Source organism: Lacticaseibacillus thailandensis DSM 22698 = JCM 13996 (assembly GCF_001436135.1).
In the GTDB taxonomy this organism is placed as follows: domain Bacteria; phylum Bacillota; class Bacilli; order Lactobacillales; family Lactobacillaceae; genus Lacticaseibacillus; species Lacticaseibacillus thailandensis.
The window spans coordinates 132,240-146,983 of sequence record NZ_AYZK01000001.1 but is presented as its reverse complement, the minus strand read 5'-3'; the positions used below and the strand labels follow the sequence as shown (position 1 = coordinate 146,983).

The 14,744-nt window shown below is 51.6% G+C and carries 13 protein-coding genes and 1 other RNA gene; 3 read left to right on the top strand and 11 right to left on the bottom strand.

The features are described from left to right. Positions 1–12: 12 nt before the first annotated feature. From prmC to FD19_RS00650, 5 genes are all read right to left on the bottom strand, one after another. Positions 13–843 (bottom strand): peptide chain release factor N(5)-glutamine methyltransferase, encoded by an 831-nt coding sequence (gene prmC / locus FD19_RS00670; RefSeq protein ID WP_056968888.1) that lies wholly within the window; start codon positions 841–843, stop codon positions 13–15. Next, entirely contained in the window at positions 836–1,915 is a 1,080-nt protein-coding gene (prfA, locus tag FD19_RS00665) for a peptide chain release factor 1 (protein ID WP_054749232.1), read from the bottom strand. The genes prmC and prfA overlap by 8 nt, the downstream gene beginning before the upstream one ends. 2 nt (positions 1,916–1,917) lie before the next feature. Next, entirely contained in the window at positions 1,918–2,505 is a 588-nt protein-coding gene (locus FD19_RS00660; protein WP_054749231.1) for a thymidine kinase, read from the bottom strand. Between the two features lie 351 nt (positions 2,506–2,856). Then, the gene (locus FD19_RS00655) at positions 2,857–3,522 is read right to left on the bottom strand and encodes an ABC transporter ATP-binding protein (protein WP_054749230.1); all 666 of its coding nucleotides are present in this window, start codon (positions 3,520–3,522) and stop codon (positions 2,857–2,859) included. Between the two features lie 12 nt (positions 3,523–3,534). After that, positions 3,535–4,992 carry an ABC transporter permease gene (locus FD19_RS00650; RefSeq protein WP_056968887.1) on the bottom strand — a complete coding sequence of 486 codons (1,458 nt, stop codon included), beginning with the start codon at positions 4,990–4,992 and terminating at the stop codon, positions 3,535–3,537. A gap of 504 nt (positions 4,993–5,496) precedes the next feature. On the opposite strand from FD19_RS00650, the gene FD19_RS00645 reads away from it, so the two are divergent. Beyond that, entirely contained in the window at positions 5,497–6,477 is a 981-nt protein-coding gene (locus tag FD19_RS00645; protein WP_054749229.1) for a choloylglycine hydrolase family protein, read from the top strand. 78 nt (positions 6,478–6,555) lie between these two features. Here FD19_RS00645 and FD19_RS00640 read toward each other — a convergent pair whose 3' ends face one another. Next, positions 6,556–8,094, bottom strand: coding sequence for a glycosyltransferase family protein (locus FD19_RS00640; protein WP_056968886.1), 1,539 nt, complete (start codon positions 8,092–8,094; stop codon positions 6,556–6,558). A 365-nt stretch (positions 8,095–8,459) separates the two neighbouring features. Beyond that, positions 8,460–8,825, bottom strand: a transfer-messenger RNA (tmRNA) gene (ssrA, locus tag FD19_RS09515). 195 nt (positions 8,826–9,020) lie between these two features. On the opposite strand from ssrA, the gene FD19_RS00635 reads away from it, so the two are divergent. Next, positions 9,021–9,740, top strand: a complete 720-nt coding sequence (locus FD19_RS00635) for a response regulator transcription factor (protein ID WP_056968885.1) — start codon at positions 9,021–9,023, stop codon at positions 9,738–9,740. Further along, positions 9,737–11,182 (top strand): sensor histidine kinase, encoded by a 1,446-nt coding sequence (locus FD19_RS00630; protein ID WP_054749227.1) that lies wholly within the window; start codon positions 9,737–9,739, stop codon positions 11,180–11,182. The genes FD19_RS00635 and FD19_RS00630 overlap by 4 nt, the downstream gene beginning before the upstream one ends. A gap of 88 nt (positions 11,183–11,270) precedes the next feature. Here the strand turns inward: FD19_RS00630 and FD19_RS00625 are convergent, their stop codons facing one another. The 4 genes from FD19_RS00625 to FD19_RS00610 form a co-directional block, all read right to left on the bottom strand. Continuing rightward, positions 11,271–12,002 (bottom strand): GH25 family lysozyme, encoded by a 732-nt coding sequence (locus tag FD19_RS00625; protein WP_082383735.1) that lies wholly within the window; start codon positions 12,000–12,002, stop codon positions 11,271–11,273. A gap of 12 nt (positions 12,003–12,014) precedes the next feature. After that, positions 12,015–12,383 carry an N-acetyltransferase gene (locus tag FD19_RS00620; RefSeq protein ID WP_054749226.1) on the bottom strand — a complete coding sequence of 123 codons (369 nt, stop codon included), beginning with the start codon at positions 12,381–12,383 and terminating at the stop codon, positions 12,015–12,017. Positions 12,384–12,550: 167 nt separating this feature from the next. Then, a complete protein-coding gene (locus FD19_RS00615) occupies positions 12,551–13,702 on the bottom strand; it encodes a DUF2325 domain-containing protein (protein WP_056968884.1) in 1,152 nt (383 codons plus the stop codon). A 116-nt stretch (positions 13,703–13,818) separates the two neighbouring features. Continuing rightward, positions 13,819–14,709 carry a PfkB family carbohydrate kinase gene (locus tag FD19_RS00610; RefSeq protein WP_054749224.1) on the bottom strand — a complete coding sequence of 297 codons (891 nt, stop codon included), beginning with the start codon at positions 14,707–14,709 and terminating at the stop codon, positions 13,819–13,821. Positions 14,710–14,744 lie beyond the last annotated feature (35 nt).

Below are 14,744 nucleotides of genomic sequence, written 5' to 3'. Positions count from 1 at the left end.
TAAAGTACAGCTTTAAAACTGCAATTTAAGCATGCGCGGCAAACCCGCCATGTCGTGCCGAAATTCGGCCGTCGCACTGGGTAGCATCACACTGACCATGCGGGCTAGTGCGGGCTGCTGGTGGTACCCGAATTCTAGGTAAGCCGCCCCACCCCGCCGTACATGGTCGGTGATGGCGCCAAAAAAGTGCTGAAACAGCGCCAACCCGTGGTTGTCCGCAAATAATGCTAGGTGCGGTTCATACGCCAGCGTGCTGGCGTCCATCACCTTTTCCTCATCGTGACTGATATACGGCAAGTTGGCCACCACAAAGTCGAACCGTGCCGGAATATCCGTAAACATATCGCTTTGCACCAGCTGCACATCTGCTCCCAGCGTCCGGGCATTTTCCCGGGAAACTGCTAAAGCATCCACCGACACGTCACTGAGGGTCATCCGCACCCGCGGCAACCGCTTCGCTAACGTGATACCGATGGCCCCACTGCCCGTACCCAGATCCAACCCACTTTGCGCATCCCGCTGGTCACTGAGGACCCACGAGACCAGTTCCTCGGTTTCAAAGCGCGGAATCAACACCGCCGGGGTGACGTGAAACCAGTGATCAAAGAACGGGGCCCGACCCACAACGTACTGTGGCGGCACATTATCTAGCAACTGCGCCAGGTCGCGTTGTAACTGGTCATCCACTGCTTGTGGGATCACGTCGCGTGCATGTAAAATCAACCGACTCCGCGTCCAGTTAAGTCGCGTTGTCAAGACGTACGTTGCACCGTCTGGTTCCACTTGATGACTCGATAAAAGGCGCTCCGCTGCGCGCAACGCCTCTCCGTAACTTCTAGACATCCAACTGCTCCAACTTCTTAGCCTGATCTTGAACGACCAACGCCGCAATGATTTCGTCGAGATCACCGTTCATGATCTTATCCAACTTATTCAGCGTTAAACCGATACGGTGGTCCGTCACCCGGTTTTGCGGGTAATTATACGTCCGAATCCGTTCCGACCGGTCCCCAGAACCAATGGCCGTCCGCCGCTTCGCCGCGTACTCCTCTTCGTTCTGGCTTTCGTAATAATCGTACACCCGACTCGTCAAAATCTGCATGGCTTTGACGCGGTTTTGCTGCTGCGAACGCTGGTCTTGCATGGCCACCACGATCCCGGTAGGAATGTGGGTCATCCGCACCGCAGAACTGGTTTTGTTAATGTGCTGCCCACCAGCACCACTAGAACGGTAAACATCCGTCCGGATATCCTTGGGATCAAGTTTGAAATCGACCTCTTCGTACTCCGGCATTACCGCCACCGTAGCCGTACTGGTGTGCACACGCCCGGCACTTTCAGTGACTGGCACCCGCTGAACACGGTGCGCTCCGTTTTCGTACTTCAACTTGGAGTACACGTTGTTCCCGGTGATCATAATGACCACTTCTTTGTACCCGCCCACTTCAGTTGGGGTAGAATCGATTACTTCGGTATTCCACCCCTGGTTTTCGGCGTAACGCGTGTACATATTTAACAGGTCACCAGCAAAGAGGCTGGCCTCATCCCCACCAGCAGCGCCACGGATTTCCATAATGATGTTCTTATCATCGTTAGGGTCCTTCGGCAACATCATGACCTTGATCTGGTCTTCCAGCTTGGCCTTCTGCTCGCGGTCAGCTGCCAGTTCTTCCTTGGCCATATCCGCTAGCTCCGGATCATCACTGTCACGCATGATCTCATCGTTTTCGTCGATGTCCTTGAGTACCTTTTTGTACTTCTTGTAGGCGGCGACCACGTCACGCATGGAACCCTCCTCCTTGGAGATTTCCATAAAGCGCTTGGTGTCAGCGATGACTTCTGGATCGGCCATCATCTCTTCAATTTCTTCGTAACGGGCTAACACCCCGTCAAGTTGTTCAAAAATCTTATCCATAACTATTCCTCTCCCCGCGCGCTCAACGGCGGGTGAAAATAATGCTTCCGGCAAACAGGGTAGTACGATTCGTTACCACCCATCATGATCTGCTCCCCCTCATATACGGGGTGCCCATCGTTGACCCGCAAGTTCATCGTGGCCTTCTTGGCACAGAACCAGCAAATGGTCTTCATTTCTTCAATTTTATCCGCATAGATCAGCAAGGCTTCACTACCCTCAAACAGGTGGTTTTGAAAGTCGTTCTTCAACCCAAAAGCCATTACGGGAATGTGCAACTCATCCACCACGCGCGCACAGTCATACACCTGCTGTTTGGTCATAAATTGCGCTTCGTCAATCAGCACGCAACTGGCGTCCGCGTCGATGTCCTTGACCATTTGAAACACGTCGCTATCCGGGTAAACCGCGTGGGCGTCACGCTCCAGCCCAATACGACTGGCAATATGGCCAACCCCTGAACGTGTATCAATACTGCTATTCATAAGGATGACCCGCTTACCCTGTTCCTCGTAGTTGTGGGCCACCTTCAAAATCTCAATACTTTTACCGCTGTTCATGGAGCCATAGCGGAAGAAAAGCTGTGCCATCTTGTGGCCTCCCATCAAATTTCACTCCGTCTAGTATACAAAACTATCGGCTACATTTAAATAGGGGGCGTCGTTGCAGGTCGCCGGTGTCTGTGACAACTATGGCTCTGGAGACGGCGGCTTCAATCCCCAACCATCATGCAGCTGTTGCAGAACTATGCCGAGAATGAACAGCAGCAAAACTGGTTGCCTTGCTGGATCAGTTAGTAAGATCAACACCGGTTTGTGAAAATTCCCCAAATTTAACCGCTATGTTGATCGCTACCAGTAATAATTATCACACCAGTACTTCCAGAATGAAGCAACATAAAAAGGACGACATCACATTGATGCCGCCCCATTGCGTATACATTATGCTGGCTGTTCAACCCGGAATGTCCGCTCCGCTAACCGAATGGTGACATCACACCGCGCTGCTACCTCCACTTCGTGCGTGACGATAATGACGCATTTATGCTGTTCGTGAGCGATCTGTTGCAAGAGGTCAATCACCTCAACCGTATTTCGTTCGTCCAAGTTACCGGTTGGTTCATCCGCCACTACCAACGGGGCATCACAACACATGGTTCGCGCTATCGCCACACGCTGTTGCTGCCCCCCGGATAGCTTTTGCACGTTCTTCACCATCTGCTCGTCTGTCAGTCCTAACTTTGCCAACACCTGCCGCGCAAATTCCTTATCACCCTTGTGCTGGGCCCCCGTGATGGCCATCGCTACCATCAGGTTTTCCAATGCGGACATGTAGTTAAATAAGTTGTATGACTGGAAGACAATTGCAACGTCATGCCGCCGGTATTTTGTTAGCCCCACTGTGCTAATGTCCTGGCCATTGAATTCAACCACGCCAGCCTTGGGTATATCCAATCCAGAAATCAGCGCCAGGAACGTCGTCTTCCCCGAACCCGACTGGCCAACAATCGCATATGACATGCCAGCATCAAAGCTGAGGGTGACATTCTTAAAGAGTGCGTCGTCCTCATGACCATACCAATAACCTAACTTCTTGGTTTCTAGCATTCCATCACCTTCCTACTCAATCAAAACCTTCTTCGGCTGTAGTCGTAAGATACCACCGGCCGCTAGCAGAATGGCCACCAGGATAATCATCAACCCCATACCGAAAAGCTGTAACAAGCTCCAAACGGAAACCTGCGTCGAAATTTTGGCCTGTTGCCGCTTGGCTGTTGACATCATGTTGCCTGAACGCCCCGGCATCTGCCCGCCGCTGTGACTCGGGCCACCGCTACCCATTTGGCCGCCTTGACCACCAGACTGGGCAGTGATTGCCATGGTGCTCGTACTTTGCGACTCCTGGCTAATCAGTTGCTGGCCAAGTTTATCACCGACAAATTTACCACCAACGGCAGCAAGCCCGACCGCCACAATCAGCACGGCGACCATTTCAGTGAAGAACTGAGCAATAACCTTCCAGCGGCGTTCACCGAGTGATAGCAGCACACCAATTTCGTACCGCCGCTCCCGAATCATCAAGATCACAATCAACGCGAGGATGAGGGTACCGGCGATGGCAACCAACCAGACAATCTTGTTGGCAAAGCTGGTGACGCTACTCATTGACGCCTTCACCTGCTGGTAACTACTGTCATCGATGCTCAAGCTAAACTTGCTGGTATTAATCAGCTTCTTGCCCGCCGACTTCACCGCACTCACTTTGGCCGGTTTGCCGACCGTGAAGACTACAGAATCAGCGGTACCTGCATACTTAGTCCCCTTAATCTTGTTGGCAAGCTGGTAGCTCGTAAAGATGGTATTCGCCGGATCAGATTGTCCAGGACTAGCGCTGGCTGTCGAACTGCTCTTGGCCCTGTAAATACCGACGACCTTCAGTGTGTATGTCTGCTTGGCACCAGTTGTCGCCTTCACCTTGATTGTCGAACCAACTTTGAGGTTATTCTCACTAGCCAGCTCGCTTTCAATCACGACGTTGTTTGAACCCACGTCTTTGCTCGTCAGGCCACGGCCAGACTTAATCTTATACGTGCCGTCGCTAAAGCTACTGTTACTGCTGGTACTCGAAACCCCACTCACGGTGACGCTATTCTGACTGTTGGAGCTATTCATCCCCGGACCACCGGAACCGCTAGCGGTCTGGATGGTATCAAATCCAGAAGCCTTCGCGGTTGTGGACACGCTAACAGCATAGCTCTCGACGTTGTTCAGCCGAGCAATTTTTTTGGCCACCTTTAGTGACACTGGCGTCGTTGTAATGGTCGGTCTGCCTGAAGGCTTGCCACTGTTACTACTCATACTCCGCCGCATCTTTTTAAAGGCCGCCGACCGGTTAGCGGTCAGTGTCACCGTCGCCCCGACGCTATCCTTGGCGTTCTCTGTGGCGGCGTTGGCGGCGTTGCGAATCAGTAACCCCGCCATGACGAACAACATAATGGCTGTAGTCACGAGAATTAATAATAATGTTCGGCCCTTCCTCGCAATGAGGTTGAGCCACGCTCGTTTAACGAAGTTCATTATTGCATCTCCTTGCTCTACATTTGGACAACGGCTGCACGCCCTTGTGCCATAGCTAAGAAGATACTGAACAAAGTTGACCAAAATATGAACGATGTCAGACTAAACACTGCAGTTTTTACGCCCGTTTAGCGTTGGCCACATACAAAGATGGTTCACAACCCTTCAGGCCCGACACATTTTCCTTTGGAGGATCAGGCTACTCGGGTCACAATTACCAATCCCGGGTGTCCTCAGAATTATATTGGCCGTACCTGCCACTAACAGCGGTAACGTTACTGCCCAAACTTCGTGCTATGCCATTAGTCGACGCTATTCATCATCAAAAATGGGCAACGTTCACTGAAATGCTGTATCACGAACACCACCACTAAACCTTATGTTCCTAACCGCATGACACGCACGCATTTACGGCCTAGCTGGTACCCAACGGCCAAGCATAACGTGTTAGAATGTGGTCAATGACGCCTTTGTTAGCGCCATCAACCAAAGGAGGAACCCAACATGTGTACTAGTATGACTTACCCAACCAGTGACGGACAATACTGGCTGGCACGCACCATGGACTTTGGCTTTGAACTGGGTGGTAACCCCGTCGTCGTTCCCCGGGATTACCCCTTCCACAGCGTGACCGGTGCCACCTTTACCACGCGGCTTGGTTTTGTCGGTGCGGGCGCCAAAATGAACGACTACATTCTCGTTGACGGGGTCAATGAAGCTGGCCTGAGCGCCGCCACCCTCTATTTTAGTGATGAAGCGCACTACGCCGATACACCAAGTGACGACCGCCTCAATTTGGCCTCCTTTGAGTTGGTAAACTGGATTTTGGGCACAAACCGGACCACTGCAGAAGTGCAGGCGCACCTGGATCAGGTGCAGATCGTCAACTTTGCCCTGCCCCAAATGGACGGTAACATTCCACTGCACTGGATCATCGCGGACCGGGACGGCCACTGCAAAGTCCTCGAAATCCAGGCGGACGGCGTGCACTGGTACGACGACCAAGTGGGGGTGATGACTAACAGCCCTGACTTTGCCTGGCACCGCCAAAACCTGGGCAACTACGTACAACTTAGCAATGGTAGTGCCCCCGACCGGCAGTTCAGCGACTACACCGCCCGCGAAATTGGCCCCGGTTCCGGTGCCCTCGGCCTCCCCGGTGACTACACCTCCACGTCGCGTTTTGTCCGTGCCGCCTTCATGCGTGCAAACGCACCCCGGGTGCCCGACGCCGACGCGGCCAACACCGTTAACCACTTGCTCGAGCCCTTCGATATTCCGCGCAACATCAAGGGCCAGGCCAACGGTGAGTTTGACTACACGCAATACCGTGGTTACATGCAGATGAGCAACGGTACGTACTACTTCCAGCCGTACCAAAATAGCAACCTGAGTGCGGTACGCTTGACCGAGGCGTTGCTTAACAAAGACGCCGTTACTACGTTCCCGGTCGCACGGAAGCAAGACGTAACGGTATTGAATTAGGACAAGCACTCAACGAAAAAGCCGACACACTTGAAAATTGTGCGTCGACTTTTTGATATCATCTCTTAAAATAGGATTCTATAAATGAAAAGTACCGTTCATTCGAACCAATCGAAAGCGTCTAGAAAAAGCTAAAATTATTGCTAGTAACACCCAACTTGCTATTGAAACAAGCAATGTGCAGTAGTCTAAAATCCCGTTTCGACGTCGCACTATAATTGATCTGACCGACTTGGTGGCTCGCGTCTGAACTGTTCCCCTGTCACTCTTCGTAATCTTGAAACCATCAGAAATTTTAAAACCATCTCCGTAATTTAAAAATGGTAGGTCAATAACGTCACCCTTGCGTAGTGCAACTTTATACCGAATCCCATCGGTAATGGATCTCGGCTCCATTCTTTGTTTATGACCATTAATTTTTCCAATATGGTCAACAATGTCATTGCTAAACTTCATGCTTTGCTTTGGCCAATAGTCATATTCACCAGCCATTGCAAACTTTTCGTTAAAAATATATTTTGCCGCATGCGCATCAAACTTATTCCACGAAGTAGCTAGTACGTTCTGAGATGGGGTCCTTAACTGATTCTTTGTGTTTAGATAATTAGCAAGTTCGGTCGACGATGATGTTACCATCATCAACACAACAAAACCAAATCCTACAATGATAATTGCACGGTGGATACCACCAACCTTAACTAAATAAGAATTAATATAGTCCGCAGCCACAAAGGCAAAACCAACCATTGCTAAGCTTAATAGACGAACTGGATACTGAATCACTCCACCCAAGTATTTTTGAACGTGTATCCAAGGAAAGAGGCTACTAGACAAAAAGGCGCAAATCAAGGCACCATAGAGAACATAATTATCTAATTTTGCCAGTCCCCCTTTGCTAGCCAATAGGCATAAACCAACAATGAGTATAATCAAACCAACATTACTAGTAATGGAGGTATTATTGAGCGAATCTATGACCACATTGCTTGGCTTTAAGGCATAAAGAGAAGAATCCAGTTTGACCACACCATTGATATTATTACTGAAATAAACTTGCACGAACTTAACCCAAAAGAAAGCCGTGCACCCCATACCTAAAATGCCACTAATTAATAATTTACGAAAATGGGGCCAAAAAGTCCTTTGAAACATACTAATGATTAGTACAGCAAACACAAACGACAACATAACAAGCAAAAAGCTGATTATGTGACTCAACAGCAAGGCAACTATTCCGAGGGTAAAATCTACTCCTGAGGAATGATCGTAATAAAAAATCTGGATAAACCCAGAATAGACGAGTGGAATTAGTATAAATGCCCACAGCCATCCCATATCAAACCAAACGAAGCAAACTTGCATAAACATTGTCGAGCCAATGTACAGGCTCCCAAACAATAACGCATTTAAATTGCTCCGATGAAGCCGTCTAATTGAATAGTGGCTGATCAACAAGCCTAAAAACACAGTTAATGCTGTCGCCAGATATGTACTTACGACTAAATGACCATTAAACAACTGAAAAAATGCCAAAACGGCGACGCTTAGACTAGGATAAAACACACCAATTGCTTGACCAACTTTGTTAAATCCGTTAATGGCGTATCCATACGTCAAGTGTCCCTACTTCAACGCGGACGCAAGCTCATGGGCTCTGGACAAATGGAAAACTTGGTCATAGCCATCAAATAGCAATCCCGTCCTGTACAACGGATAAACAATTGCCACGGCGAGTGCAAGATAATAAATCAAGATGATTGGTAATTTAAACCTTCTCTTCATCCAACAAGTACCCTCCCCAAAAATAGTCAACGCGTACTGCTACGCGGACAATTGTATAATACCGTAATTCAAACTAACACATGCAAAATAACTGTCACTGAAAAGAAAAAAATTATTCACAATTTACTGTCATCATCAACATAACAGCAATCACGTAAAAAATAAAAAAGGAGCCGACGACGTTGCCAGCTCCTAACACGCTATGGAGGTGAGGAGAATCGAACTCCTGTCCATCAACCCCGCCAACACATGGCTCTACACTCATAGTCGACCTATTTAAATCTCGCGCACGTGGCGCGCCGGCCAACCTGGCTAACCCACGAACGCATGCTCACTATCTCTTGCGACAAGCTCGAGTCGCACCGGTCGCCGTAACCCAATGATTTTGAGACCCGTATCTAGCCCTTGGGTGAGACTGGGCGGATCACGCTTAAGCTACTTTAGGCAGCGAGAGCGTAAGAATTTTCGTTTTTAGCAGTTATATTAACTGTGCCGTTGATGACGGAGCCGAGCCCTCCGGAGTGCACCACATGCGCGAATGCCAATGTCGAGACCATTACACCCCCGTTAATGCCCTATTATTCTAGCATCTCCGGGGGTCAAAATCAAAGTCACGTCCACTGGCCCGCAAACGTATTCAGCCCCACTACACACAACTGCGCGTCTGACTACGGTTCCTTAACAAGTGTATACTATGAGATAGTTATGCCATTACAATCGTAAAATGATGTTTGTGCCTAATTGAGAAAGGTTTACCGCTCATGAAAATTTTGATGATTGAAGATAACCAGTCAGTGTCCGAAATGATGGACATGTTTTTCCAGAAGGAGGGCTGGGAGTACGTTAACGCTTACGATGGTGAGGACGGCCTCGACCAGTTTAAGAACGCTCCTGACGACTTTGACCTCATTACTCTGGACCTCAACCTACCCAAACTGGACGGCATGGCTGTGGCCAAAGAGATTCGCAAAATCAGTACCACTGTACCGTTAATTATGCTCACCGCCCGTGACACCGAAAGCGACCAGGTCTTGGGCTTAGACATTGGCGCTGACGACTACGTTACCAAACCATTTTCCCCCATCACGTTGATTGCCCGCATTAAGGCCCTGCACCGGCGTGCCGAAATGGGCGGCGAGACCGATACCAATAACGATAATGGTGATTTCGACGTCACCACCAATCACTTTAAGCTCAGCACCAAAACCCGTGAAGCCTACCTGGACAACGTTGCCATCGAGGGCCTCACACCCAAAGAGTTTGACCTCCTGCGCACCCTGGCCAGCAACCCTAAACAGGTCTTCTCCCGTGACCAGTTGCTACAGCTCGTGTGGGAGTACGAATACTTTGGGGACGAACGGACCGTCGACGCCCACATCAAGAAGTTACGGCAAAAAATTGAAAAGGTCGGCCCCCAGGTCATCCAAACTGTTTGGGGAGTGGGCTATAAGTTTGATGACTCGGGTCTGGATAATCAATGAAATTAATCTACCAACAAATGATTGGCATGTTGACGACCATCATCGTTTCCTTACTGGTAGTGGCCGCCCTGTTTATCCACGCGACCACGGCGGCCGCCTGGGAAAACAACTTTCGTCAGTTGTCGAACTATACCAGTAACCTGGAGCAAAACGCGCTGCTCAATAAATCCACCATCAACGGCGATTTTATCCAAACCAGTGAGCGCGTGCTGAGCGGACAACACGTCAACTTTGTCATTTATAACGCTAACAACCAGATGCGTTACCCCGCAGTTGCCGGCGGCCGCATTCAAAGTAAATACTGGCGCCAACTTAAGCGCGGTGACAGCGTGGCCGTCAAAGCCGCCACCACCAACCCCCGGAACGGACGCACCCAAAGCATCACCATCTTTTACCGTCCGGTTTTCTACTCCGGCAAATTACTGTACGTCATTGCGGCGTACGAGCCGGTGGAAGCCATTCAGTCGACCATCAGTAAAACCAAACGTAGTGTCCTCATTGGCTTTATCATTTCCGCCGCCGTCGCCCTCATCCTTAGTTACATCATTGCGCGCTACACCAACCGCCGCATTGACCGGCTACGGACTGCGACCCACGAAGTCGCCCAGGGGAACTACGACGTCAAACTAGAAACGACGGGACGCGATGAAATCAGCGAACTGGCCAGCGACTTTAGTAACATGACCGACTCACTCAAGGCCAGTGAAAAGGAGATCCAGCGTCAGGAAGATCGGCGCCGTCAGTTCATGGCTGACGCCGCGCACGAGATGCGGACGCCGCTGACCACCATCAACGGGCTGCTCGAAGGCTTGGCGTACGACGCCATTCCGGAAGAATCCAAAGCCAAGAGTATCGAGTTAATGCAGAACGAGACCAAACGCCTCATTCGCATCGTCAACGAGAACCTCGACTACGAGAAGATCCGCACTAACCAGATCATCCTGCAACGGCAAACGTTCAATGCTAAGCACGATATTGATAACGTTGCCCTGCAACTTCACCAAAAGGCGGTGGACGCTGGCGATGAAATCAGCGTCGACGTACCCGATGACCTCATGGTCTACGCGGACCACGACCGGTTTGTCCAGATTATCTTTAACATCATGCAAAACGCCATTCAGTTTACCCAGAACGGACACATCCGGGTAACGGGACAACATGGTTACCAACAAGCTGAATTTAGCATCAGCGACGATGGTATCGGTATGAGTCCTGACCAGGTACAAAATATCTGGGAACGTTATTACAAGGCCGATCCATCCCGGAAAAACACTAAATATGGCGAATCCGGCCTGGGTCTAGCCATTGTCCATCAGCTCGTGGCCCAGCACGGTGGTACCATCGACGTGCAGTCAGAGTTGGGAGCCGGGACTACCTTCCACATTACCTTCCCGGATGAACAGACACCCGATGACGACCAGTCTCACGACCAGACCGCGTAACCCAGTGATTCATCATTAAGAATACAATAACGGCCGGTTGCCCAAGTTTGCGGGCAACCGGCCGTTTTAATTTGCACTGATTTTACGCTTATTGTAGTAGCTTCTGGTACTGAGCCCGGGACCCGTTGTAGACGATGGCCACGTACTTGGTCGCGCTACCCCCGGGCAAAGGTGCACCAGTGGTGTACTCCCAGAATGCCCGGCTACCCACATCACGATGTCGGGTGCTGATCACCATCCGCGGCGCGGTCGGCGTCACCTTGGCCAACTCCCGCAACACGGTCGGCGTCCCTATCAAGACTACCTGCCGCCCCGCGTAATGCGTTGTCAATAACGTCACAAAGCGTTGCACGTGGCGAACCAACGTAGCACGTGCGGGTAGTTGGGTGTAGGCCGTTACGTAGACACCAATGGGCAACGTCCCGGTATTACTACCAACATGCTTAATAAAGGCCGCCGCTTGGGCGTCGGGGGTGCTGTCAAAGCTAAAGTAGTGGTACACACCTACGTCAACACTCGACGCACTTGCCGCATCATAGTTGGTGTTGAAGTCATCATCAAAGTAACTGCTCCCCTGCGTGGCCTTCAGGTAGGCAAAGGTCACCCCCAACTGATGCAGGTGCCCAAAATTTTGCACGCCATCACTCTGGGTCAGTTGCACGCCTAGCACGGGATAACGCCGCGTACTCGGCCGCGGGTTACGTAGAGCAAAATAGCTGAATATCGCCACTACAGCAATGACAACCGCCACGATGGTACCTGTGACCGCCCAACGCCGCCGTTTAGCAAACGTATCCGCATAAATTGGTCGTCGTCGCATACCCTCACCTCGTCATGATTGAATCAGCGGATCATAAAATGCATGGTACTCCCGCGCCCCAATGTCCGCACCACTCAGCATCACCACGAATGGTACGCCGTACGCACGGTACTCAATGTCTGTCAGCCGGTAACCATTACGCTGGTAAAAATTGCGCCGGCGTAACCGTTGGGCGTAGTTTGCAGCAGCTAGATCCAACACTTCGATTTCGAGTGCCAACCGCTGCTGGGGTAAGCGTTGCCGCATAAGTTGAAGCGCCACACTGCCAAAACCATGGCCCCGCAATGCGGCCACCATGGCAAAGTAACCAATCAGGGTAATATCCCCCGCGTAATAGTCGTCATAAAACCGCAAAATTGGCCGTTGTGCGTAAACGCCCACAGGCCATCAGTGTACCCCGGTAGTGGGTGCTGCAGTAAACGTGGAAACGGCACCCGCTCTGCCGGTGGAAACGCCGCGTGGTAGAGTGCCGCGATTTTCTCGACAACCGGATCACCCGGAGTAACCCCGGCTACTTGGACTATTGCCGTCATGGCGAACCTCCCCCGTTATTCGGCCACCGTCGGGTAATCAAACGCGCCCGCAGTGGGTTCATACGCCGGCATGCCCGTGACCGCACGGTACAGTGCCCGCTCAATACTAAAGGGCGCGTCGCTACTGGACACGGCGTACGGAACCTTTTGGCTCTTGGCGATCTTCACGCTGGTATTAGTGGTAACGTGGTGCACCTCGTCGGTAATCAGCACCATCACGTCACTGTGGGTCACTTTGGTCTTCAACTGGCTTCCCTTCGTGGCGTCGGTCGCCGTCACTTGACCACCATTATGGGCCGCCACGACCAGCGCCATTTCGTTACTGTGCGCGGCGTTGCCCACGAACAGGACCCGCTTACCGGCCAAATCAAAGGGAATCTTAACCGTGTAGCCCTTGGGCGTCGAGTCATCACCAGCACCGGATTGCTTGGCTCCGCGTTTTTGCGCCACCTCCGCCAGCTTCTGGTCATCATCACCGTGCACCCAAGACACGACGGCCCGCTGGGGGCCTTCGCTGTTGTACCAGGCCAAGTCGACAATGTCACCAGGCCGTAATTGGAGCCGCTCCACATCAGCGGGCCGAATCAAAAACTTGAACGGTACGTCATCGTCCGTCGTCAACAACGGGTGCTGGCTGACGTTGTTGGTGGCACTAAGCGTGTAGTCAGCGGGTAAACTCTTGTCCCGAACCAAGACTGCGTACTGCACGCCATTGATCTGCGGGGTCGCCGTGGACTTATTTTTAGCGACCAAGCGAATAGTTGGCGCCTGTCCTGGTACGGCATCAGCGCGTACTAACTGCACGGTATCACCATCTTCGAGACCAAGTTCCCGAATCTGCTTCTCGGACACGTACTGGTCACCCACTTCGGCACCAATCAAGCGGCGCTCGACCCGGAAAATATCGGTAGGTGCGGCGGGCACTTCTTCATCATCTTTGTCATTAACAAAGTCGTAGCTGGTCCCCGTGGTACTAGGCGCCACGGCCCGCGTCACGCCTGAGGGCACATCCTGGGCCGGGGCCGCCTGTGCTGGCTGCGCAGACGTGCGCATCCCGGCATACTTACTAACCAACTCAATGGCCTTCATCACGACCGGCTGGTTATCCGGCGTCATCAGGGCCAATAAAGCCTGGACATCCTGTTGATACTCTTGTGTTAACGTCATTATTAACTTCCTTATCTACATCAAATGATGGCGACACGTAGCCGCCCAATACTATTCATACCAAAGTTGCCACTAAATATTCCGCTGCAGGTATAAGGGCAACTTTGACCGTTAGCTTAACCCACTACTGGCAGCATATTAGTCTGCATACCGCAAACCTTGGCGGCCAAGCGGTTACCCAGACTCACCGCGTCACGTACGGACAACCCCTGGGCCAAGCCAGCCAGCATGCCGCCGCAATGGCTGTCACCAGCACCGACCGTGTTGACCACGTTCACGTGTTCGCCGGGCACCACGCCCTTATCCGTGTCGCTGACGTAGTAATACGTGCCCCGGGCACCCAACGTCACGATTACGGGCTGCTGCGTCAACGCGTGCAGGTATGCAACTTGTTCATCAAACGTATCGCCAACTGCTACTTGCGGCAGTTCCACCTCGTTACAGTGGACGATGACCCCACCGGAACGTAGCAGGTTCATCAGCAAGTCGTGATCCACACTTTGAATGCGCGCCGCCACATCAAAGAGCACCGTTGCGTCTGAACGCCGCTGACTGTACACAGCCGCTACATCCTGGGCAACCTGCGGGTTAGTCAGCTGAAAGCCGCTCAGGTACAAATAGTCGTACCGCGGCATATCTAGTTGTTTAAGCCAGTCAACCCGCATCAGTTGCTCCATACCCGGTAAGACGATAAAGGTCCGCTCCCCGTTGGGTTCGATCATAGCGACCGTCCAGCCGTTATCACCGGTACCAGGAATTACGCGGGGCGCCTCCCCAATTTGGCGAATGTGGGCACTAATATGGTCGGCATTGGGGCCGTGGCCAACCGGGACGAACAGGTCGGCTTGCGCACCCGCGTACCGCAATGCACAGAAAGCGTTGATGGCACAGCCACCCACTTGGTACTCGGTAAAATTACCCAACACGTTGCCCCCGCTAACGGGTACCCGTGGAATATCCATGAGTGCGTCTACCAACGCGGTGCCAAAAATCAAAGTCGAAGTCATATGGGATCATTATCCTTCCGTTTGTGTGTCCGCCA

Bases quoted from the DNA above. Each gene is read 5' to 3' on its own strand.
- FD19_RS00645 (WP_054749229.1), top strand. From the start codon at position 5,497: ATGTGTACTAGTATGACTTACCCAACCAGTGACGGACAATACTGGCTG.
- prmC (WP_056968888.1), bottom strand. From the start codon at position 843: ATGTCTAGAAGTTACGGAGAGGCGTTGCGCGCAGCGGAGCGCCTTTTA.
- FD19_RS00635 (WP_056968885.1), top strand. From the start codon at position 9,021: ATGAAAATTTTGATGATTGAAGATAACCAGTCAGTGTCCGAAATGATG.
- FD19_RS00660 (WP_054749231.1), bottom strand. From the start codon at position 2,505: ATGGCACAGCTTTTCTTCCGCTATGGCTCCATGAACAGCGGTAAAAGT.
- FD19_RS00650 (WP_056968887.1), bottom strand. From the start codon at position 4,992: ATGAACTTCGTTAAACGAGCGTGGCTCAACCTCATTGCGAGGAAGGGC.
- FD19_RS00625 (WP_082383735.1), bottom strand. From the start codon at position 12,002: ATGCGACGACGACCAATTTATGCGGATACGTTTGCTAAACGGCGGCGT.
- prfA (WP_054749232.1), bottom strand. From the start codon at position 1,915: ATGGATAAGATTTTTGAACAACTTGACGGGGTGTTAGCCCGTTACGAA.
- FD19_RS00615 (WP_056968884.1), bottom strand. From the start codon at position 13,702: ATGACGTTAACACAAGAGTATCAACAGGATGTCCAGGCTTTATTGGCC.
- FD19_RS00655 (WP_054749230.1), bottom strand. From the start codon at position 3,522: ATGCTAGAAACCAAGAAGTTAGGTTATTGGTATGGTCATGAGGACGAC.
- FD19_RS00630 (WP_054749227.1), top strand. From the start codon at position 9,737: ATGAAATTAATCTACCAACAAATGATTGGCATGTTGACGACCATCATC.
- FD19_RS00610 (WP_054749224.1), bottom strand. From the start codon at position 14,709: ATGACTTCGACTTTGATTTTTGGCACCGCGTTGGTAGACGCACTCATG.